This window comes from Vreelandella arctica (genome assembly GCF_037070215.1).
In the GTDB taxonomy this organism is placed as follows: domain Bacteria; phylum Pseudomonadota; class Gammaproteobacteria; order Pseudomonadales; family Halomonadaceae; genus Vreelandella; species Vreelandella arctica.
In genome coordinates, this window is record NZ_JBANSN010000010.1 from 73,155 (window position 1) to 92,360 (window position 19,206).

A 19,206-nucleotide genomic window follows, 5' to 3' on the forward strand; every position below is an offset into this window, starting at 1 on the left:
ATAGATGGTGCAATCAGCTCATTTATATTTGGGAACAGCGCAACTGGCCGTCTTTTTAGCCGAGCAACTGTGCACCTGCTTCATCGCCGTCCCGTTCATTTGAGTAATTTAAGGCCCATGAGAGCTAATATGGGCCTTTAAATGCTCATTCATGAGAATTGACTAAGAGAACGATGACTTCAAAGCGATTCAGGCTAGGCGCTCACAACGGTGTCTTTGCCATGCCAACACCGTGCTGAACGAACGGTACATCATAGTCGCTTAGGTGCTCGACGCTGGTTTGATGGGTGGCATCAGGCCCTGAATAAATTCGCACCATATTGATTCCTTCAGCACAAAGTTGGTGCGAATTTATGCATCGGTATGTTCGACAACCCGCAGAATCTCTCATTTTCTGAAGTGGCACGATAATTGCTTTTCCATTAAGTAAGTAAATAGTTACTTAACTCGCTCCATGAAGAGTGTTGCCTGAATGGGCGCAATGGCAAGGATCTCACTATGAAAAAGCAATTTAAGAACATGAAGCTGAAGGCTCTCGCTTGTAGTTTCGCGTTGGGCACCTTGGTACACACCGGCATGGCAAGTGCCGATATCAATATCAAATTCCACCATGATTTGCCTGAAGACAGCGCACAGCACCTAGCCGCTGAGCGTTTCAGGGACATGGTGGCTGAGCGTAGTGGCGGTGAGATTTCAGTAGAAATTTTCCCCAACAACACCCTTGGTGATGATGTCGAAGTCACCCAGCAGTTGCAGATGGGGGCTGTGGAAGCAGCGATTATTCCGACCGCCAAGCTATCGGGCTTCGTTCCTGCCATGCAGATCGTCGATCTGCCTTTCTTGTTCCCTTCTCCCGATATCGCCCACACCGTTCTTGATGGGCAGGCCGGTGATGATCTATTGGCGACTGTGGAACAGGTGGGTCTGAAGGGGGTTACTTTTTGGGAAAGTGGTTTCAAGCAATTTACCTGTGACCAACCCGTTAATGGCCCGGAAGACTTCGCAGGCCAAAAGGTACGCGTGATGCAAAGCCCTATCATCATGGAACAGTTTAAAGCGATGGGCGCTAATCCGGTACCGATTGCCTTCGGCGAAACTTACAATGCGTTGCAACAACGCATTGTCGACTGCCAGGAAAATCCGCTGGTATCAATTACACAAATGAAATTTTATGAAGTGCAGTCGGATGTGGTTATCAGCAACCACGCTTATCTAGCCTATGCATTTCTGTTTAGCCAGAGTTGGTTCGATAGCTTAAGCCCTGAAAACCAGGCGCTATTGACGGACGCTGCACGTGAAACCACCGCATTCCAGCGTGAAGAAACCGCCCGCCGTGAAGAAGGTTACATTGCCACTATCGAAGCCAGTGGCACTAACGTTAGCACTCTGGATGATGCCCAGCTGACGGCTTTCAGAGAGTCGACCGCATCGGTGCACGATGCATTTGCCAATGAAATTGGCGCAGATCTCATGGCGGAATTCCAGCAAGCGATTGCCGATACCGAATAGTCGCGCTTCACCCATTAAAGGGCTGATCGGTTATCCCGATAGCCCTTTCCTTCCCCATTGTTTTCATCGCTGGTGGAGTTCGCTATGCGCAAACTTGATCGCCTAATATCGCGTGCCGAGGAGGTTTTGATTGGCCTGCTGATTTTGTCTGCTTCGTTCATTCTTTTCGCCAACGTCATTGCACGCTATGTGTTCAACGATGGTTTTTCATGGGCCGAGGAGTTGGTGCGTTACCAAATTGTATGGATGGTGCTGCTTGGAGCAAGCGTTGCTGCGAGACAAGGGATTCATATTGGGATCGATATTTTACTCAGGTTTAGTCCTCCCCTTATGGCGAAATGGATAGAGTTGCTAGTTCATGCGATTTCTATCGCTTTCTGCCTCTTCCTGGTGTTTTACGGTATCCAGTTAACTGAGCAAACCCATCGGTTCGGCCAAGTGAGCTCTGCTCTTCAAGCGCCTATGTGGATCGTTCAGTTGGCCATTCCTGTGGGCGCTCTCTTGATGGGCATTCGCTTTACCCAGCATTTCTTCCGGATATTGCTTGGTCGAGAGCAAGCCTCTGCCCACCTTGATCAAATTGGATAAGAACATGGTCATCACATTCCTGGTGCTATTAGCTGTTTTGATGTTAGTGGGAACGCCCATCTTTATTGCGTTGGCGGGTTCTGTGGCGGTGGCAATGGGTAGTTTTAGCTATATTCCGTTGACCATTGTTGCCGAGCGCTTGTTTGCTGGATTGGATAAGTTTCCATTGATGGCGATTCCCTTTTTTATTCTCACCGGTAGTTTGATGAGTGCGGGTGGGTTATCGCAGCGTATCATCCGCTTGGCCAACTTGTTGGTGGGGCGTTTTACCGGTGGCATGGGTATGACGGCGGTATCAGCGAGTATGTTTTTTGGTGCTATTTCTGGATCGAGCCCGGCCACCGTTGTGTCTGTGGGCTCATTGCTCTATCCGGCCATGCGCAAGGAGGGATATTCCGGTCAATTTTCGATTGGCGTGCTGGTGTCTGCCGGTTCGTTGGGCATCATCATTCCCCCTTCGGTTGTGATGATCGTCTACGCAGCTGTCACTGGAGTGTCAGTGGGTGCGCTGTTCATGGCGGGGGTGGGAGCTGGTTTATTATACGCCGCTTGTTTGCTGCCTTACTGTTGGTACCGCGCCAAAAAGGACGGTGTTACTCCCTCGAAGCCGCCTAGTTGGGGCGAAGTGCTGCAGGGACTCAAAGATGCTTCGTGGGGATTAGGGGTACCTCTCGTCGTTTTGGGTGGTATTTATCTGGGTGTCTTTACCCCCACTGAGGCCGCCGCTGTATCCGTAGTATATGCACTGTTGGTTTCAGCCCTGATTTATCGTGAGAAGAGCTTTGCAGAGTTATTTCAAAGCATGATTGAAGCGGCAACCACAACGGCTCAGGTAATGATTATTCTTGCTGCTGCCTCGGTGCTGGCGTGGTTTCTTTCCAGTAATGGGTTAGCCGCGATGTTGGCTAACGCGATCCTGTCGTTATCAGAAAATCCGTATCATATCTTCCTGCTGATCAATGTGACGGTACTGATTGCCGGCATGTTCCTCGATGCTTCCTCCATCATGGTGATTCTTGCACCCCTGTTTTACACCGTGGGCATACGCGTTGGTATTGACCCTGTCCACCTGGGGGCAGTGCTGACCGTAAACGGGGCGATTGGCATGTTCACGCCGCCGTTTGGCCTCAACCTGTTTGTGGCAGGCACTATTAACGGTGTCGATTACGTCCAGGCGGTACGTGGTGCATTGCCCTTTATTGGCATTGCTCTGTTTGCCTTGATACTGCTGACCTATATTCCTGCGATCAGTATGTGGCTACCCAATATGGTGTATGGCGGCTAAACAGCCAAAATAAGGATGGTAGCAATGTCTACTAGTATAACTGCATCAGCATTGGCGCATTCCCATGAGGGGGTGGTGACCAGTCCACATACGTTGGCAACAGAGGCGGGTCTTAAGGTACTTCGTCAAGGGGGCAATGCGGTTGAAGCTGCCATCACCATGGGTGCCTGCCTAGCAGTGACGTATCCGCATTTTACCGGGCTTGGCGGCGATGCCTTCATGATCATTGCGGATGCAAACGGTGGTGTGCAATCCCTGTCAGGCATTGGCCAGGCGCCACAGGCTAAGTTGGAACTGTCTGGCCAATTGCCTGCGAGAGGGCCAGGTTCTATGTTAACGACGGCTGCCACGGTCGATACCTGGGGGCAGGCGCATGAGATTTCTCGTCAGAGCTGTGGTGGCCAAATGGGCTGGGCAGCGCTGTTAGAGCCAGCGATACAGCTAGCGAAAGAGGGCTTCCCCGTGACGCCATCGCAGCGCTTTTGGCTTGATTATCGTAGCGATGACCTGTGGATGATGCCTGGCGTACGAGAGCTCTTTATGTCAGGCGGGAAGATTCCCCGTGACGGTGAACAGCTGTGCCAGCCACAGCTGGCCGCCTCGCTGCAGTCCATTGCAACCCACGGCTACCGGGACTTCTATGAAGGGCAGTTGGGGGCGAAAATTGCCGCGGGACTGGCTGCGGCAGGGTCTCCACTCACTGGCGCTGATCTGGCGGCTACCCGAGCACGAATCGAAAAGCCGTTGTCTGTTCCCTACCGGGGTGGGGAGCTGTTGGCCCATCGTCCCCCAACCCAGGGTATGACGACTCTAGAGATAATGGGTATCCTGGCGCGTTTTGATCTCTCCAGGATCGAAGAGGGCAGCGCCGATTATTACCATCTGCTGGTGGAAGCGGTAAAGCGCGCTTTCCTGGATCGTAATAGCTACTTGGCTGATCCCGACTTCGCGTCGGTGCCTTGTGAAAGGTTGCTATCGCCTGCCCATCTTGATGCTGAAGCGGCAAAAGTGGAGGCGGGAAAAGCATTGGATTGGCCCTTCGCTTACCAGCATGGCGATACGGTTTATCTGGCAGCAGCTGATCGTTTCGGGAATGCCGTCTCCATGCTGCAGACGATTTATTACGATTGGGGCAGTGGTGTCAGTGTCGGTGATACGGGGATTTTATGGCATAACCGTGGTGCCGCGTTCAGTCTTGATCCTGCTCATCCAAATGCGCTTGCCCCCGGAAAGCGTCCTTTCCATACCCTTAATCCGGGTATGTATCGTGTCGATGGAAAGCCTCGTTTACTTTACGGTACTCAAGGCGCTGATGGACAGCCGCAAACCCTCGCTGCCGTGCTGACGCGCTTGATAGACTATGGCATGGATCCGCTCAGTGCGCTTAAAGCGCCGCGTTTTCTACTGGGACGAACCTTTTCCGATGGCAGTGACACCTTAAAACTGGAGCAGGATGCGGGAGATGCTGTCTTCGCTGAATTGAGTCAGCGTGGTCATCAGATGAGTCCGCTACCCGCACAAAGTGCCCTGGCTGGCCACCCTGGCGCCGTCGTTATCGACCCGACGAAAGGCTTTTACGCGGCTCATGATCCTCGCAGCGATGGCATCGCGTTAGGGCTCTAGCACCTATAGAAACAAGGATGTGTACATGACAAAAAGCGATACGCTCGATGTGAAACAGAGTGCCCGTACCCGGGGTAAAATCCGCCGCAATGCTCATGAAACGCGCGAGCGCCTGCTTCAAGCGGCGACTCAAGAGTTTTCCGAGCGCGGCTACGATGGCGCTCGCATGGAGCGCATCGTGCGTGCCGCCGATTGTAATGTGCGTATGGTGTATCACTACTTCGATGATAAGGAAGGTCTTTATCTGGCTGTTCTCGAGCGTGTTTATGAGGAGTTGCGCGCCAAGGAGCAGGCACTCAATCTAAGCTATCTTGAACCAGTTGCAGGTATGCGCGCGTTGGTTGAATTCACCTTCGATCATATGGCCGAGCATCCCGAGTTCACCAGTTTGGTACGCAATGAGAATCTGTTGGGTGGGCGCATGCTGCGCAAATCGAGTAAAGTCGTCCAGCAAACGACGCCGCTCGTAGGCATGATCCGGGATACCCTAAAGCGAGGGGAAGCAGCAAGGTTATTTCGCTCGGCTGTAGACCCTACCCAGCTCTACATTTCGATTCTTTCGCTATCAATCATTCATATTAATCAACGCGACACGCTATCCATCATCTTCGAGCAGGATCTGGCTGCCCCAGATTGGTTGAGTGAGCGGCGTGCCCATGCGGTCGAAGTAATACTTTCCTATCTATGTGTTGAGTCCCGGGCGATCAAATAAGCGATAGGGGCTATCTGTTTAGCTACTTGCCCATCTGTATAAGCTCACGCCAGCAAACTAAGCCAGCGCCGCCGCTTTTTTCCTACTAACGATTAGCCGCCCGAACAAAAGCGCTGGGGGATTGGCCGAGCACCTTGCGAAACATGCTGGAGAAAGCGGCAGGGCTGTCGTAGCCGAGTTCCAACGCGGTTCGGGTAACGGAATTGCCGGAGAGCAGCCTGGGAATCGCCGCCATTAGGCAGGCCTGCTGGCGCCATACGCCAAAGGAGAGTCCGGTCTGCTGACGGAATAGACGATTGAAGGTGCGTTGACTGCAATGCAACTGCCGCGCCCACTCTTCGGGAAGGGTATGAATGCTCGGTTGGCCGAGAAACGCTCTGCACAGGCTAGCGAGTGGAAGGTCATGGGGCAGGGGCGCAAACAGTGGCAGGGCCTGAGCCTGTTCCAGTTCGCATAGGAGTAGTTGAGCCAGGGCACCGTCGCGGCCATTTTCATCATAGAGTGCGGGGATGTGGGCGGAAGCCAGCAGCAGGTGATGCAGGAGAGGCGTCACGACCAGCACCTCGCAGTTGTGCGATGTGCGTGGCGCAATGTGGGGCTCGATATACAGGCTTCGGGTGCTCACCCCGTTCATACGCACTTGGTGCCGCTTGTCCGCAGGTAGCCAGACGCCGCTATAGGGCGGCACCATCCAGGTGCCGTCATCCGTGTTCACCTCCATCACGCCGGTCATGCCATAGAGAAACTGGGCACGGCGATGGGTATGAAAGTCGAGGAGGGTGCCGGGGCGGTAATCAGTGCCGATGGCCACCATGGGCCGTGCTACATGATCCACATCTGACAGGGGCGTATTGAGCATTAGCGTTAACCTGGCTGAAACGCGTTGATGGTCTGTGCTGCTTTCCTGTCCACATGGCGCCACCACCAACGGCAGACCGTGCAATGGCACGGTGGGCTCATGGCTCGGGATCCGCTTGGCGTCGTGATGGATCTGGCGCATTCTTGATCGCATTCATACTAGGGCGTCCTGTTACTGCTGACGGTAGTGCTGGTGGTGATAGTCGTCATGCGTGATTCCAAGTAATCTCAGCTCACATGTGTACAAGAACCTTGCCTATAACGCTGGACGATTCCAATGCCTCGTGAGCATCCGCTACGTTCCGCAAAGGCATGTTTAAACCAATTTTTGGCGAGTAGTATCCGGCCTCAAGGCACGAGTTGATATCCGCTATAGCAGCTTGTTTCAACTCATCGGGTACATTGTAGATATACACGAAACGGAAGACACAGCCATGCATCATGGCCTTCAATAATGGAATGGAAAGCTCATCCATCGCATTGGCGGTTGCATAGGCGCTTATAACCCCTCCTTGGGACAAACAGGCCAAGTTAATGTCAAGATTGGGCTTCAAAGCGACATCGACAATATGGTCAACGCCGAGTCCTTCTGTGGCTTCTAAAACAATACTCGCAACATCTGCCGACTTTCGGTCGATCACTAGATCTGCGCCATTTTCTTCGGCTACGGTGGCTTGTTCAGTGCTCATCACCGTTGTTGAAACCCATGCGCCGGCCCACTTTGCCAATAGAATTGCTGCTGTTCCGACCACTCCGGCTCCGCCATGAATCAGCACTCGTCGGCCTTTAAGACTGCCATCAGAAAACAGGCAGCGGTGAGCTGTTAGCGCCGGAATCCCAAGCGAAGCACCTACTTCAAATGAGGTCGTATCCGGCAAGTGAACCGCCTGACGCGCAGGAACCACAACGAACTCTGCTGCCGTGCCTGTCGCTCGACCGTATTGTGCTTCGTATACCCAAACCCGCTCGCCGAGCCTATCCGGTGGCACGTTCGCGCCAACGGCATCAATAACCCCTGCGCCATCTTGATGGGGAATGATGCGCGGATAAGGCATTTCTGCGGAGAAACCAGTTCGCGCCTTGACATCGGTTGGTTTGAGTCCGGAAACATGAATGCGGACGCGCACCTCGTCTGACCCTGGTTCTGGTGTCGGCAATTCACCGACTTTCAGCACATCACGAGCGCTGCCTTGGGCTTCATAGTAAGCTGCTTTCATCAGGGTGCTCCATCAAGCTTTTCAGGTAAAAGGGTGCAGCACAGCACTAGCCGCTGCGGAAGAGATATTCTAGATACTAGGGGTGAAATTGAAAAGTAGGCACTGATTTGATATATAGGGATATATTTTATACTAATGGCGGGTGTATAACGGATGAAGAAGCAAGAAGCTCGTGAGTATCGGTGCACTGTTGAAGCGACCGTTGCTGTTGCTGGCGGCAAATGGAAACCGCTGATCATTTACTATCTACTCAGCGGAACCAAACGATTTGGAGAGCTTCGCAAGCTTATCGGTGGCGTTACGCAACGGTCGTTGACATTGCAACTTCGAGAGCTTGAATCGCACGGTATTATCTCTCGAGAAGTGTTTGCCGAAGTTCCCCCACGTGTCGAATATTCGCTTACCGAGCTTGGGCTGACTCTGGCCCCTGTGCTCAACGCCATGAAAGAGTGGGGAGATAGCTATCTCTCTTGGCAAGACACCAACAGCAATAATACTCATATTAACTAACAGCCTCTTTTAAGCTTGGTAATTGATATGGTCAATCTGTGCTCCTTAATCAGTGCCGATGGCCACCACGGGCCGTGCGACATGATCCACATCTGAAAGCGGCGTATTAAGCATTAGCGTTAACCTGGCTGAAACGCGGTGATGGTTGTCCGAATGACGAATGTCGGCCAAGCCTCGCCAGCATATAGTGCCTGCTGTTTCGTTTCATCAGGAGAGTGCCGGTGTATAGCGTATTGCTTCTTTGTGGCGGGGTGGCGGGAGTGACCACCGTATTGTTCGGTTTCGGTGGCGGGTTCGTGGTGGTTCCCTTGCTGTATACCCTGCTGATTGCCGTCCATGGGTCGGATAGTGGTATCGGCCAAGCGGCCATGCATATCGCGGTGGCTACCTCGACGGCATTGATGGTATTTGCGGCTTCCCTGTCCACGTGGCGCCACCACCAACGGCAGACTGTGCAATGGCACTTGGTGCGTCCGCTGGTGGGCTATATCGCCGTGGGCGCTGTGCTAGGCGCAGCGGCGGCCGTGTCGTTAAGTGGCGATTGGGTGCGCTGGGCGTTCATTGGTTATTTAGTCCTCACGATTGCGGATGCCATTTTGCGGCCCGGTTTTCTGCATCAGTCAGGGAGTGATGTGCGTCCTATGGGGCGTGGAGTAACGGCGATGACGGGGACATTGATTGGTGCGGTGGCCGCCCTGCTGGGCGTTGGCGGCAGCGTGATGACCGTACCGCTCATGCGTCGGAGAGGCGCGAGCATGACGGCAGCCACTGCTATGGCCAATCCGTTGTCGTTGCCCATGGCGGTGAGTGGCACCGCGACGTATGTGTTGCTGTCGGCAAATCACCCGGCGTTGGGGGACTGGTATGCCGGTTATGTGGATCTGCGCGCCTTGCTGGTACTCGCAGTGGGCTCATGGCTCGGTATTCGCCTGGCGTCGACCTGGATCGGGCGCATCCCTGACCGTATTCATGCCAGGGTGTACTTGCTATTGCTGACCATGGTGCTGGTGGTGATGGTTGTCATGCATTAACACAGGCCATAGTCCAGAGATGAGTGAAGGTGGGGCGCTGCATCACGTGCGCTTCGAAGTAAATGTAGGTATTTCCTCACAGGTATTTCCACCATGACGCATGCTTGCGCCTCCGTTATAGAGGTTGTGAGTGTGGTGGCTGGCTCATGGGCCCCGTCATGAAGTCGACGAAGGCTCTCAACGCGCTGGGCATGTGCTCGCGATGAGGATAGTAGAGATAGAACCCTGGGATCGATGGCATCCATGAGGACAGGACTCGCACCAACTCACCGCTGTCAAAATGGGCTTGCAGGTGATTCTCGGGCAAATAGGCGAGTCCGGTGCCTTCCAGAGCCGCCGTGGCAATCAGGCTGGTGTCATTGATGGTCAATACGTGGCGCACCTGTAGATCGAAACATCTATCGTCCTCCTGAAAAGTCCAAGCGTACAAGGCATTCGAGGCGCTCCAGCGGTAGTTGATGCAGACGTGGTCGTGAAGATCGGCCGGCACTTCCGGTGGCGGGCGCCGAGCAAAGTAGCTTGGTGAACCCACTACGGCCATATCAAGGGCCGGCGTCAGTTGTCTGGCGACCATATCCTGTTGCAAGCGCTCGCCCGAGCGAATACCCGCGTCGAAGCCTTGCGAGACGATATCGGTCAGTGTGTCATCGATGACGAGATCTACATTGATATCAGGATAGTGCTCCAGGAAGGCATGAAGTTGTGGCATTAGCACCAGCTGTGCTGCGATGCGGGGCAAATTGATCCTGATCGTGCCTTGCGGTGAGGCCTGAAACGCTGCCGACTCATGAACGGCCTGCCGGATGTCCATGATGGCTGGCTCCACACGCTGTAGTAGACGTTCACCCGCCTGAGTGAGCGATACGCTACGGGTGGTTCGACTCAAGACTCGTACGCCCAGACGCGTCTCCAGCGAGCGGATGGTGTGACTCACTGCCGATGGCGACATTCCCAGGCGTAACGCAGCACGACGGAAACTCTGCGATCTGGCCACCTCCATGAACGCGATGAGCTCGGCAATCTCCTTTCCATTCATATTGATGTCTCTCATTCATCACTACGTGTTGATTGGTGCGTATTATAGTACACGCGCCGTCGTGGGATAGTTCCGACACGCTGTCGACATCCGTCGGCACGACTCGATGGAGCTAACATGATGAAAGAGATAAGGCGTTGGGAGATGGACGCGATCGGTCGTGGAAGACTGAAAATGGCCACCCGCGAGAAGCCGCGTCCCGCGGCGGGGGAGGTGCTGGTCAGGGTGGCAGCCGTCTCGCTCAACTACCGCGACAAGATGGTAATCGAAAGCGGCAGAGGACTGTCGTTGACTTACCCCTTCACTCCCGGTTCCGACATGGCTGGCACCATCGTCGAACTGGGGGAGCAAGTGGATGGGTTTGACGAAGGAGATCGTGTCATCTCCGTGTTCACGCCTGACTGGATCGATGGACGTCGACCTGGTAACGCGCGAACACCGGCTTACCGCACCTTGGGAGGTTTCTATCCCGGTGTGCTGAGCGAATACGTTGCCATTCCTGCCGCATGGGTGGTTCATGCGCCGCGCTCTCTGAATGATCTCCAGGCAAGTACATTGCCCTGCGCTGGACTCACCGCCTGGTTCGCGCTCGTCGAGAGATCCGGTGTCAAAGCTGGCGATCGGGTGCTGATTCCGGGGACAGGCGGGGTGGCGCTATTCGGTTTGCTCATTGCGAAGATGAGCGGGGCAGAGGTGATCGTTGCCACCCAACCGTCTAAAGGCGAGCGAGTGCTGGCGCTGGGTGCTGATCACTGGGTGGATCGTTCCCGCGACGACTGGATGGAAGCCGTGTACGCGCTGACTGACGATGAGGGCGTGGATCACGTGCTCGACGTGGTCGGTGGCGATAATCTCGGCGTTTCAGTCCAACTGGCCGCCGTCGGTGGGCACGTATGCCAGATCGGGGCGTTGGCAGGATTCGATATCGCATCCCCGGCCATGCCTTTGATGCTAAAGGACGTCACGATTCACGGTATTGGCACAGGCAGTCGACGAGCGCTGGAACGCTTCGTGCGGGCGGTAGATCAAGCTCGGCTTGAGCCGGTCATTGATGCACGTTATTCCCTCGCCGAGCTGCCTCAGGCACTGGATCATCTGGATCAAAGGCCATTTGGCAAGATCGTGATCGACGTGCATGACGATTGAGATCAGTGCGGTGGAGCGCTGGTCTATGAAGCCGATGCGATCATGTGGTTCGAATGACGAATGTCGGCCAAACCTCGCCAAGATATAGTGCCTTCTGTTTCGCTTCATCAGGATTGTGTCGGTGTATAGCCTATTGCTTCTTTGTGGAGGAGTGGCAGAAGTAACCACCGCGTTGTTCGGTTTCGGTTGTGGGTTTGTAGAAGTTGCTTTACTGCTTCCCTGTCGGCATGGAGCATCACTAACGACAGATCGTGCAATGGTACCTAGTGCGTCCGCTGGGCGTTGTCGGCAGCGTGATGACTACACAGCTTATGCAACGTATGTGTGACTAACGGAAAATCACCCATGGAGACTGGTATGCCGGTTATGTGGATCTGCGCGCCTTGCTGTTACTCGCAGTGGGCTCATGGCTCGGTATTCGCCTGGCGTCGACCTGGATTGGGCGCATTCCTGACCGTATTCATGCCAGGGTGTACCTGCTATTGCTGACCATGGTGCTGGTGGTGATGGCTTTTGTAGGTTGAAGCGCCCACTTTTGCTAGGCAGATTTATTTGGCAGAACCAGGGTAATATTTAGCTGTATAAATAAGCAGCTTTTATGCTAAGGTTTACTTAATCTCTAATGGCGGGCGCGCTGGAGTCTCTCTTTTAGTATGGAAAGATGAGTACTGCTGGATTGACCACTGCTGGATTGAGTGCTGCTTGCTTGGGAGGTGCTTGTTTTGAAGATGCTTGTTTTGGAGATGCAAGGCGCTTTATGTAAACCTGGGAGGCAACACTCATGAATGATCAGCAAATACAGATATTCACCAGCGAAGATGGCCAAGCCCACCTTGAGGTGACGCTGGAGCAAGAGACCGTTTGGCTGAGTTTAGATCAGGTGACTAATCTATAAGGTCGGGATAAGTCTTTGATATATCGCCATATTCGCAACATTTTTCTTGAAGGTGAGCTTGAAAGGGAGCCAGTTGTTGCAAAAAATGCAACAACTGCCGCTGACGGTAAGATCTATCAGGTTGAGTACTACAACTTAGATGTGATTATTTCAGTTGGCTACCGCGTGAAATCTCAGCGTGGTGTGCAATTTCGTAAGTGGGCAACTCAAGTATTAAAAGACTACTTGGTGCAAGGCTATACCCTCAACCAACGCCGTCTAACCGAGCGTGGCATAGAGTTTGAGCAGGCGGTGAATTTGCTCAGCCGAACCCTGACCAATCAAGGCTTGGTTTCAACAGAAGGCGAAGCGGTTGCTCGTGTGATTAGCGATGTTAGTGGCTGAAAGCCTACCTGATCAGAAAACGTTGATGATTCGGCTGATCGAGCATTTCATACTGCTGAAAGATGAATAAAGCTATCAATCAGGCAGCGCTGAGATCTAATGCCATGGCACCGACCGCCGATTATTCAAGCAATCACGTGCTATGTGATGGAGTAGGCCAGCGCAACTCAAAACAAGAGCCACCCTCATCAGAGGGGTAGCATTTAGCCTCGCCACCATGGGCCCTTGCAATAGCCGCGACTACCGCCAATCCTAGCCCGCTTCCTTGTTTGTCTCCTGGCATACCACTGTCAGCGTCCCGCGCATGGCGGAATGCCGTGAAAATATGAGCGGCATCTTCCTGCGGTATGCCTGGGCCAGCATCGCTAACACGCAAAACACACCACCCGTCGTTCTGGCGCGTTTGGATGATGAGTGTCCCTGGGGATGCATGCTGGCGAGCGTTTTCCAGCAACGCAAGCAATGCCTGACGTATACGGAAGGGGTCGCAATACGCAGTGCCAGACTGCAGATCAAGGGTTGGATAATGCTGTGAGGCATTCAGAGCATGTCGACAAAACTCAACGACAGATTCAATTTCAGCAGAAAGATCACATTCCTTGTTCTCAATATTCAGATGACCGCTTTCGGCCAAGCTCACGGCGCGAAGGTCTTCAATCAGTTGTGCCATGCCGTCGATTTGGGTAAGGAGACTTTGAAACTGGGGTTGTTCAGGAGGGAAGACGCCTTCTGCCAAGCCTTGCAGACGTCCGCGTAAAATAGTGACCGGCGTACGCAGCTCATGGGCAATAGCGGCATTCCAGAACGTCATTTCCTTGGACATACGCTGTAATTGGTCTGCTAGCGCATTGAAGTCGTTGGCTAACACGGCGGCCTCGCCTAAAGAGCGATCACCCGTTGTGGCGCGTGCGTCCAGGTCGCCTTGCGCGACGCGACGCATGCTTTCTGTGACGGAGTTTAGGGGTACCAGAATGCGACGTGCCAAGTGAACGCCCACTATCACGGCGAACGCCAGCCCAACCAACGTTGTGCTAACGAGCCAAGCCCACTCTAGCCCCGACGGGAACATGTTGGGTTCGTTAATCGACCCCTGCCAAAAATGGAAGGTAATGAAATAGAACACATAAGAGGTCACCACGACTAACAGTGTGATGCCAAACGCCATCGCTGCCATTGTTAACGCGATGGTGCGGCTTAGCCCAACGAGCTTCATTCTGTTCCCCATAGCCGGTACCCAACGCCGCGTATGCCAACGGGTATGCCTCTCACATCGACATCTTCCAGTTTTTTACGCAGCTTGCTGATATGGCTGTCGACAGTGCGCTCGAGCGCCTCGCCCTCGGGCAGGCAGGCGGCCAACAGCTCTGCGCGGGTGCAAACTTTTTTGGGCGCGCGGGCAAGGTGCGTCAACAATCTGAATTCGGTGAGCGTTAACGCAAGGCTGTGCGAGTCTCCACCCACCTGAACAAAGGCTTCGTGTTGTTCAAGGTCGATCTCAAAGGGCGGCACCCGGAGGACACGGGGTTGGTGGCTTGCATCAGCCATGGTGCGTCTTAACACTGCCTGAATGCGTGCGACGACCTCGGCAGGGTTAAACGGCTTGACGACGTAGTCGTCGGCACCAAAACGTAAACCCATGAGTTTATCGATATCCTGATCCATCGCGGTCAACATGATGACGGGTGTCTTACCACGGTGGCGAACCTCTGACAGCACCTGCCAGCCATCCATTTTAGGCATCTTTACATCAAGTAAGACGAGATCGGGTTTCATCGACATATGCATGTCCAATGCTTTGCGTCCATCTTCTGCGTAGATGGTTCGGAGCCCCGCCCGTTTCAGATAAGCCTGCAGAATATCAGCGATCTCAGGCTCGTCTTCGGCGATGAGAACCAGTGCTTGCTGGCCAGAATAAGAACTTGGCGACTGATGAGTCGTGGACATGAAAGCGCCTAATGAAACATTAATTGTGTTCTCCATCATATCTACACATACCGTCGACGTTAATACCACGCTACAGCGATATAGTCCCCTTCAATTTTATGGCTAGGCAAATGTTTGCCTATGTCTGAAGGGACGATACATGACGATCCGACATATCTATCGAAATGGTGGCTTCTGTGCCTTGCTGCTGATCGTGCTAACTGCTTGCGGTTCAGTTGAGCAAGAAGTAGCGCCGCCTCCTGCTCGAGTGACGGTTGTTACCTTGGAACCCGTTAAATTGGAGCTGACTGAAGATTTGTCGGCCCGGGTCGTTCCTTTTCAAATGGCGGAAATTCATCCGCAGGTCAGCGGGATTGTTCAACGTCGCCTGTTCGAACAGGGAACCGACGTGAGTGCGGGGCAGCCATTATTCGAAATCAACCCAGCGCCGTTTCGAGCGGAAGTGGAAACAGCAGAAGCCGCTTTGCAGAAAGCCGAATCCGAACTTGCTCATGCCCGTGCGCAGTCAGCCCGGTTGGAGCCGCTTGTCCGGGCACAGTCGGTGAGCCGTCAGGCCTACGATGACACCGTCTCCAAAAGTCAGCAGGCCGCTGCTGATGTGGCCCAAGCGCGTGGCACGCTGTCGCGCCGCCGCCTTGACCTGGAGTTCTCCACGGTGGTGTCCCCCATTGCAGGCCGAATTGATCAGGCGTTGGTAACGGAGGGAGCGCTGGTGGCCAGCAGCGATAGCACGCCCATGGCCCGTGTTCAGCAGATCGATAAGGTCTATGTCGACGTTCGGCGCTCGGCTTCCGCGCTCGAATCGCTTCAAGATGCGATGGCGGCGCAACCCTCCCTCGACAATGGCTTACCGGTCACCATCCTGGGCAGCAACGGTACACCCTACGATGTCACCGGACGCATTCTTTTTTCCGGAGTCAATGTGGACACCAGCACGGGTGACCTTTTGCTGCGAGTACTTGTAGACAATCCCAATCGGCGCTTGCTGCCCGGCATGTTTGTGCGTGCCCGCGTGCCGTATGCACGCTATGACGATGCGTTGACGGTACCGCAACAGTCTGTGGTGCGCATTGGCGGTAAGCCCTACGTTTGGTTGATTGGTGCTGACAACAAGGCGGTGATGGTTTCAGTGGAGCTTGGTGAATTGGCGAACGGCAATTATCGGGTGCAAACAGGAGTGACAGAGGGGCAGAAAGTCGTCGTCGAGGGTATAGAGCGACTGACTGATGGTGTCGACGTCAGCGCGACTGATTGGAAGATGCCTATGCCACTCAACGCCTCAGCGGCATCCTCTCACTAAGTTTCAGGAGTATCCGCAATGCCCCAGTTCTTCATCCAGCGCCCAGTCTTCGCGTGGGTGGTCGCGCTGTTTATCATCCTGTCGGGTGTGATCGCCATACCTAAGCTGCCGGTCGCTCACTACCCTTCGGTAGCGCCCCCTTCGGTGACCATCACCGCGACGTATCCCGGCGCCACACCGCAGACCATGAACGACGCCGTGCTCAGTCTCATTGAACGAGAGCTGTCCAGCGTCAAGAACCTGCTGTACTTCGAGTCGTCCGCCGATGCTTCGGGGTCAGCCTCTGTCACCGCCACCTTCAAGCCAGGGACAAACCCAGAACTGGCCCAAGTGGATGTGCAGAACCGGCTCAAGGCCGTCGAACCCCGGTTACCCCAGGCGGTTCGTCAGGATGGGCTGAGCGTAGAGTCAGCGTCATCCAGTTTTCTGATGATTGTGGGCCTGAATTCCGATGATGGGCGCTTTGATGAGATCGCGCTGAACGACTATATGGCGCGCAATATCGTGGAGGAGCTACGCCGCATTGACGGTGTCGGTCGTGTGCAGCTGTTCGGTGCTGAGCAGGCAATGCGCATCTGGATAGAGCCGGAGAAGCTGATTGCTTTCGGCTTGTCGGTGAATGATCTCTCGACCGCGATCACGGAGCAGAACGCACCGATTGTGCCGGGCAGCATCGGCGCGTCTCCGGCCTTACCCGGTCAAAAGGTGTCCTCGCTGTTGACCGCACAGGGGCAATTGAGCACGCCTGAAGCGTTCGCCGCTATCGTCCTGCGCGCTAATGTCGACGGTTCAAAAGTGGTGTTGGGCGATGTGGCGCGCGTCGAGTTGGGCGCCCAATCCTACGGCTTCTCCAATCGTGAGAATGGCCAGCCAGCGACGGCGGCTGCCATACAACTGGCACCCGGTGCCAATGCGGTGCGCACGGCGGAAGGCGTGCAGGCGCGTTTGGCTGAGTTAAACCAGGCGTTGCCTGCGGGCATGAGCTCATCGATCCCCTTTAATACGGCCCCGTTCGTTAAGGTGTCTATCAAGAAGGTCATCCATGCCCTCATCGAGGCGATGGTACTTGTCTTCCTGGTGATGTTGCTGTTTCTACAGAACATCCGTTACACGCTGATTCCCGCACTGGTCGCGCCGATTGCACTGTTGGGGACCTTCACGGTGATGCTGCTGGCAGGTTTCTCCATCAACGTGCTGACGATGTTCGGCATGGTGTTGGCGATTGGCATCATCGTCGATGACGCTATCGTGGTGGTCGAGAACGTTGAGCGCATCATGGCGAAAGAGGGATTGTCGCCAAAGGACGCCACCGTCAAGGCGATGAAGGAAATCACTGGCGCCGTGGTGGGGATCACCCTGGTATTGACGGTGGTGTTTATCCCGATGGCTTTCTCGAGTGGCTCGGTCGGGGTGATCTACCAGCAATTCGCGCTGGCAATGGTGGTTTCGATTCTGTTCTCGGCGTTTCTGGCGCTGTCGCTGACGCCAGCGCTATGCGCCACCCTTCTCAAGCCCATTAAGCCGGGGCACCACGACAAAGGCGGTTTCTTCGGCTGGTTCAACCGGGCGCTTACCCGTATGACCACCCGTTACGAATCGCGTGTTGGAAAGCTGGTCGCTCGCAGCGGTCGGGTCATGATGATGTTTGTGGTCATCGCGGGTGTGCTGCTGCTCGCCTTCCGCCAGTTGCCTTCGGCTTTTCTGCCGGAAGAGGATCAAGGCTATTTCATGACCAGTATCCAGCTACCCGCCAATGCGACCACCGAGCGTACCTTGGATGTCGTCAAGGCGTATGAGGAGTACGTCATGGCGCGCCCTGCAGTGGACGGCAATATGTCTATTTTGGGCTTCGGGTTCTCGGGGTCCGGTGCGAATACGGCACTGACGTTCACCACGCTAAAGGATTGGGGGCAGCGCGACGGCGTTACGGCGGCGAGTGAAGTGGAAGGGGTTCAGGAAGCCATGAGTCAACTGAACGAAGGGACGGTAATGAGTATGTTACCGCCGGCCATTGATGAATTGGGCACCAAGTCCGGCTTTACGATGTTCTTGCAGGATCAACGCAATCAGGGGCCGGCCGCCCTTAAGGCTGCCGAGACGACGCTGCTAGAACTGGCGGCGCAGAGCAAGATAGTCAGCGACGTCTATTCCGATGGCCTTCCGGCAGGTGCGAGCATTCGTCTTGATATTGATCGTCAAAAGGCCGAAGCGCTCGGGGTGTCGTTCGCCAACATTAGCGAAATCCTGTCGACCGCAATGGGGTCGTCTTACATCAACGATTTCCCGAATGAGGGCCGGATGCAGCAGGTGATTATGCAAGCGGATGCGTCGGCACGCATGCAGGTTGATGACGTGCTCAAGCTGCACGTGCGTAATAGCAGGGGTGGCATGGTGTCCTTGTCAGAGGTGGTTACCCCGGTGTGGGACGAAACACCGCTACAAATGGTGCGTTACCTGGGCTATCCCGCCACCAGCATTTCCGGCAGTGCGGCGAAGGGGGCTTCCACTGGTGACGCCATGGCTGAAATGGAGCGTCTGGCGCAGCAACTTCCGCCCGGTTTCGCCGTGGCCTGGACGGGGCAGTCCCTTCAGGAACGCCAGTCGGCAGCCCAGGCGCCAATGCTGGTGGCGCTATCCATCCTGGCGGTGTTCCTGGTGTTAGCCGCGCTCTACGAGAGCTGGACGATTCCGCTGTCGGTCATCCTGGTTGTGCCGCTGGGGTTGCTGGGTGCGGTGGCCGCCATGTTGCTGCGTGACCTGCCGAACGATGTTTTCTTCAAAGTCGGTATGGTCACCGTGATCGGACTGTCGGCGAAAAACGCGATCCTGATCGTTGAGTTCGCAAAACAGTTGCGTGAGCAAGGTAAAGGGCTGATGGAGGCCGCGGTGGAAGCCGCCAGCCTGCGCCTGCGCCCGATTCTGATGACCTCACTCGCTTTCGGCTTGGGAGTGGTGCCGTTGATGGTTGCGTTTGGCGCCAGTGCCAAAACCCAGCATGCGATAGGCACGGGCGTTTTCGGCGGCATGGTTAGCGGAACGCTGCTGGTGATTCTCTTTGTTCCAGTGTTCTTCGTTTTTGTGATAGGTCTTCAGGAGCGCGTTAGTGGCTGGCGTGCGGCTCGTCGCCCCTCATCATTACAACCCGATAACGATATAGCGCATTAATGC

General features: G+C 54.8%; 17 protein-coding genes. 12 read left to right on the top strand and 5 right to left on the bottom strand.

Features of this window, described 5'->3' with window-relative positions; translation table 11 throughout:
• Positions 1 to 498 precede the first annotated feature (498 nt).
• The 5 genes from V8L70_RS11275 (at position 499) to V8L70_RS11295 (ending at position 5,717) form a co-directional block, all read left to right on the top strand.
• On the top strand, positions 499 to 1,509 hold the full coding sequence (locus tag V8L70_RS11275; RefSeq protein WP_101147962.1) for a TRAP transporter substrate-binding protein: 1,011 nt from the start codon (positions 499 to 501) through the stop codon (positions 1,507 to 1,509).
• 84 nt (positions 1,510 to 1,593) lie between these two features.
• Positions 1,594 to 2,097 carry a TRAP transporter small permease gene (locus V8L70_RS11280; protein ID WP_101147963.1) on the top strand — a complete coding sequence of 168 codons (504 nt, stop codon included), beginning with the start codon at positions 1,594 to 1,596 and terminating at the stop codon, positions 2,095 to 2,097.
• A 4-nt stretch (positions 2,098 to 2,101) separates the two neighbouring features.
• Positions 2,102 to 3,382, top strand: a complete 1,281-nt coding sequence (locus tag V8L70_RS11285; protein ID WP_101147964.1) for a TRAP transporter large permease — start codon at positions 2,102 to 2,104, stop codon at positions 3,380 to 3,382.
• Positions 3,383 to 3,406: 24 nt separating this feature from the next.
• Positions 3,407 to 5,005 (top strand): gamma-glutamyltransferase, encoded by a 1,599-nt coding sequence (ggt, locus tag V8L70_RS11290; RefSeq protein WP_232774975.1) that lies wholly within the window; start codon positions 3,407 to 3,409, stop codon positions 5,003 to 5,005.
• Positions 5,006 to 5,030: 25 nt separating this feature from the next.
• Positions 5,031 to 5,717, top strand: a complete 687-nt coding sequence (locus V8L70_RS11295) for a TetR/AcrR family transcriptional regulator (RefSeq protein WP_101147966.1) — start codon at positions 5,031 to 5,033, stop codon at positions 5,715 to 5,717.
• Positions 5,718 to 5,802: 85 nt separating this feature from the next.
• On the opposite strand, the gene V8L70_RS11300 is transcribed toward V8L70_RS11295, so the two are convergent.
• The gene (locus V8L70_RS11300; RefSeq protein ID WP_232774976.1) at positions 5,803 to 6,717 is read right to left on the bottom strand and encodes an AraC family transcriptional regulator; all 915 of its coding nucleotides are present in this window, start codon (positions 6,715 to 6,717) and stop codon (positions 5,803 to 5,805) included.
• Positions 6,718 to 6,808: 91 nt separating this feature from the next.
• Entirely contained in the window at positions 6,809 to 7,792 is a 984-nt protein-coding gene (locus tag V8L70_RS11305) for an NADPH:quinone reductase (RefSeq protein WP_336269419.1), read from the bottom strand.
• Positions 7,793 to 7,945: 153 nt separating this feature from the next.
• Between V8L70_RS11305 and V8L70_RS11310 the strand changes: the two genes are divergently transcribed.
• Together V8L70_RS11310 and V8L70_RS11315 are read left to right on the top strand one after the other, a co-directional pair.
• Positions 7,946 to 8,302 carry a winged helix-turn-helix transcriptional regulator gene (locus V8L70_RS11310; RefSeq protein ID WP_008957830.1) on the top strand — a complete coding sequence of 119 codons (357 nt, stop codon included), beginning with the start codon at positions 7,946 to 7,948 and terminating at the stop codon, positions 8,300 to 8,302.
• 221 nt (positions 8,303 to 8,523) lie between these two features.
• Positions 8,524 to 9,333, top strand: coding sequence for a sulfite exporter TauE/SafE family protein (locus tag V8L70_RS11315; RefSeq protein WP_101147967.1), 810 nt, complete (start codon positions 8,524 to 8,526; stop codon positions 9,331 to 9,333).
• Between the two features lie 115 nt (positions 9,334 to 9,448).
• Here V8L70_RS11315 and V8L70_RS11320 read toward each other — a convergent pair whose 3' ends face one another.
• A complete protein-coding gene (locus tag V8L70_RS11320; protein WP_101147968.1) occupies positions 9,449 to 10,369 on the bottom strand; it encodes a LysR family transcriptional regulator in 921 nt (306 codons plus the stop codon).
• A 174-nt stretch (positions 10,370 to 10,543) separates the two neighbouring features.
• Between V8L70_RS11320 and V8L70_RS11325 the strand changes: the two genes are divergently transcribed.
• The 3 genes from V8L70_RS11325 (at position 10,544) to rhuM (ending at position 12,794) form a co-directional block, all read left to right on the top strand.
• On the top strand, positions 10,544 to 11,515 hold the full coding sequence (locus V8L70_RS11325) for a zinc-dependent alcohol dehydrogenase family protein (protein ID WP_269801120.1): 972 nt from the start codon (positions 10,544 to 10,546) through the stop codon (positions 11,513 to 11,515).
• A 383-nt stretch (positions 11,516 to 11,898) separates the two neighbouring features.
• Positions 11,899 to 12,039 (top strand): hypothetical protein, encoded by a 141-nt coding sequence (locus tag V8L70_RS11330; RefSeq protein WP_232774978.1) that lies wholly within the window; start codon positions 11,899 to 11,901, stop codon positions 12,037 to 12,039.
• 386 nt (positions 12,040 to 12,425) lie between these two features.
• Positions 12,426 to 12,794 (top strand): RhuM family protein, encoded by a 369-nt coding sequence (gene rhuM, locus V8L70_RS11335; RefSeq protein WP_336269421.1) that lies wholly within the window; start codon positions 12,426 to 12,428, stop codon positions 12,792 to 12,794.
• A gap of 133 nt (positions 12,795 to 12,927) precedes the next feature.
• Here rhuM and V8L70_RS11340 read toward each other — a convergent pair whose 3' ends face one another.
• Both V8L70_RS11340 and V8L70_RS11345 read right to left on the bottom strand, forming a co-directional pair.
• Positions 12,928 to 14,007 (bottom strand): ATP-binding protein, encoded by a 1,080-nt coding sequence (locus V8L70_RS11340; protein ID WP_101147970.1) that lies wholly within the window; start codon positions 14,005 to 14,007, stop codon positions 12,928 to 12,930.
• The gene (locus V8L70_RS11345) at positions 14,004 to 14,738 is read right to left on the bottom strand and encodes a response regulator (protein ID WP_008957824.1); all 735 of its coding nucleotides are present in this window, start codon (positions 14,736 to 14,738) and stop codon (positions 14,004 to 14,006) included. Before V8L70_RS11345 ends, V8L70_RS11340 begins: the two co-directional genes overlap by 4 nt.
• 139 nt (positions 14,739 to 14,877) lie before the next feature.
• Here V8L70_RS11345 and V8L70_RS11350 point away from each other — a divergent pair, with 139 nt between their 5' ends.
• Positions 14,878 to 16,038, top strand: a complete 1,161-nt coding sequence (locus V8L70_RS11350; RefSeq protein WP_101147971.1) for an efflux RND transporter periplasmic adaptor subunit — start codon at positions 14,878 to 14,880, stop codon at positions 16,036 to 16,038.
• Positions 16,039 to 16,056: 18 nt separating this feature from the next.
• Positions 16,057 to 19,203, top strand: coding sequence for a multidrug efflux RND transporter permease subunit (locus tag V8L70_RS11355; protein WP_101147972.1), 3,147 nt, complete (start codon positions 16,057 to 16,059; stop codon positions 19,201 to 19,203).
• Positions 19,204 to 19,206: the final 3 nt, after the last annotated feature.

Coding starts and splice junctions, on each gene's coding strand:
- V8L70_RS11320 (WP_101147968.1), bottom strand. CDS start 10,369: ATGAATGGAAAGGAGATTGCCGAGCTCATCGCGTTCATGGAGGTGGCC.
- V8L70_RS11280 (WP_101147963.1), top strand. CDS start 1,594: ATGCGCAAACTTGATCGCCTAATATCGCGTGCCGAGGAGGTTTTGATT.
- V8L70_RS11300 (WP_232774976.1), bottom strand. CDS start 6,717: ATGCGCCAGATCCATCACGACGCCAAGCGGATCCCGAGCCATGAGCCC.
- V8L70_RS11285 (WP_101147964.1), top strand. CDS start 2,102: ATGGTCATCACATTCCTGGTGCTATTAGCTGTTTTGATGTTAGTGGGA.
- V8L70_RS11355 (WP_101147972.1), top strand. CDS start 16,057: ATGCCCCAGTTCTTCATCCAGCGCCCAGTCTTCGCGTGGGTGGTCGCG.
- V8L70_RS11345 (WP_008957824.1), bottom strand. CDS start 14,738: ATGTCCACGACTCATCAGTCGCCAAGTTCTTATTCTGGCCAGCAAGCA.
- V8L70_RS11295 (WP_101147966.1), top strand. CDS start 5,031: ATGACAAAAAGCGATACGCTCGATGTGAAACAGAGTGCCCGTACCCGG.
- V8L70_RS11310 (WP_008957830.1), top strand. CDS start 7,946: ATGAAGAAGCAAGAAGCTCGTGAGTATCGGTGCACTGTTGAAGCGACC.
- V8L70_RS11305 (WP_336269419.1), bottom strand. CDS start 7,792: ATGAAAGCAGCTTACTATGAAGCCCAAGGCAGCGCTCGTGATGTGCTG.
- V8L70_RS11350 (WP_101147971.1), top strand. CDS start 14,878: ATGACGATCCGACATATCTATCGAAATGGTGGCTTCTGTGCCTTGCTG.
- V8L70_RS11340 (WP_101147970.1), bottom strand. CDS start 14,007: ATGAAGCTCGTTGGGCTAAGCCGCACCATCGCGTTAACAATGGCAGCG.
- V8L70_RS11325 (WP_269801120.1), top strand. CDS start 10,544: ATGGCCACCCGCGAGAAGCCGCGTCCCGCGGCGGGGGAGGTGCTGGTC.
- V8L70_RS11275 (WP_101147962.1), top strand. CDS start 499: ATGAAAAAGCAATTTAAGAACATGAAGCTGAAGGCTCTCGCTTGTAGT.
- ggt (WP_232774975.1), top strand. CDS start 3,407: ATGTCTACTAGTATAACTGCATCAGCATTGGCGCATTCCCATGAGGGG.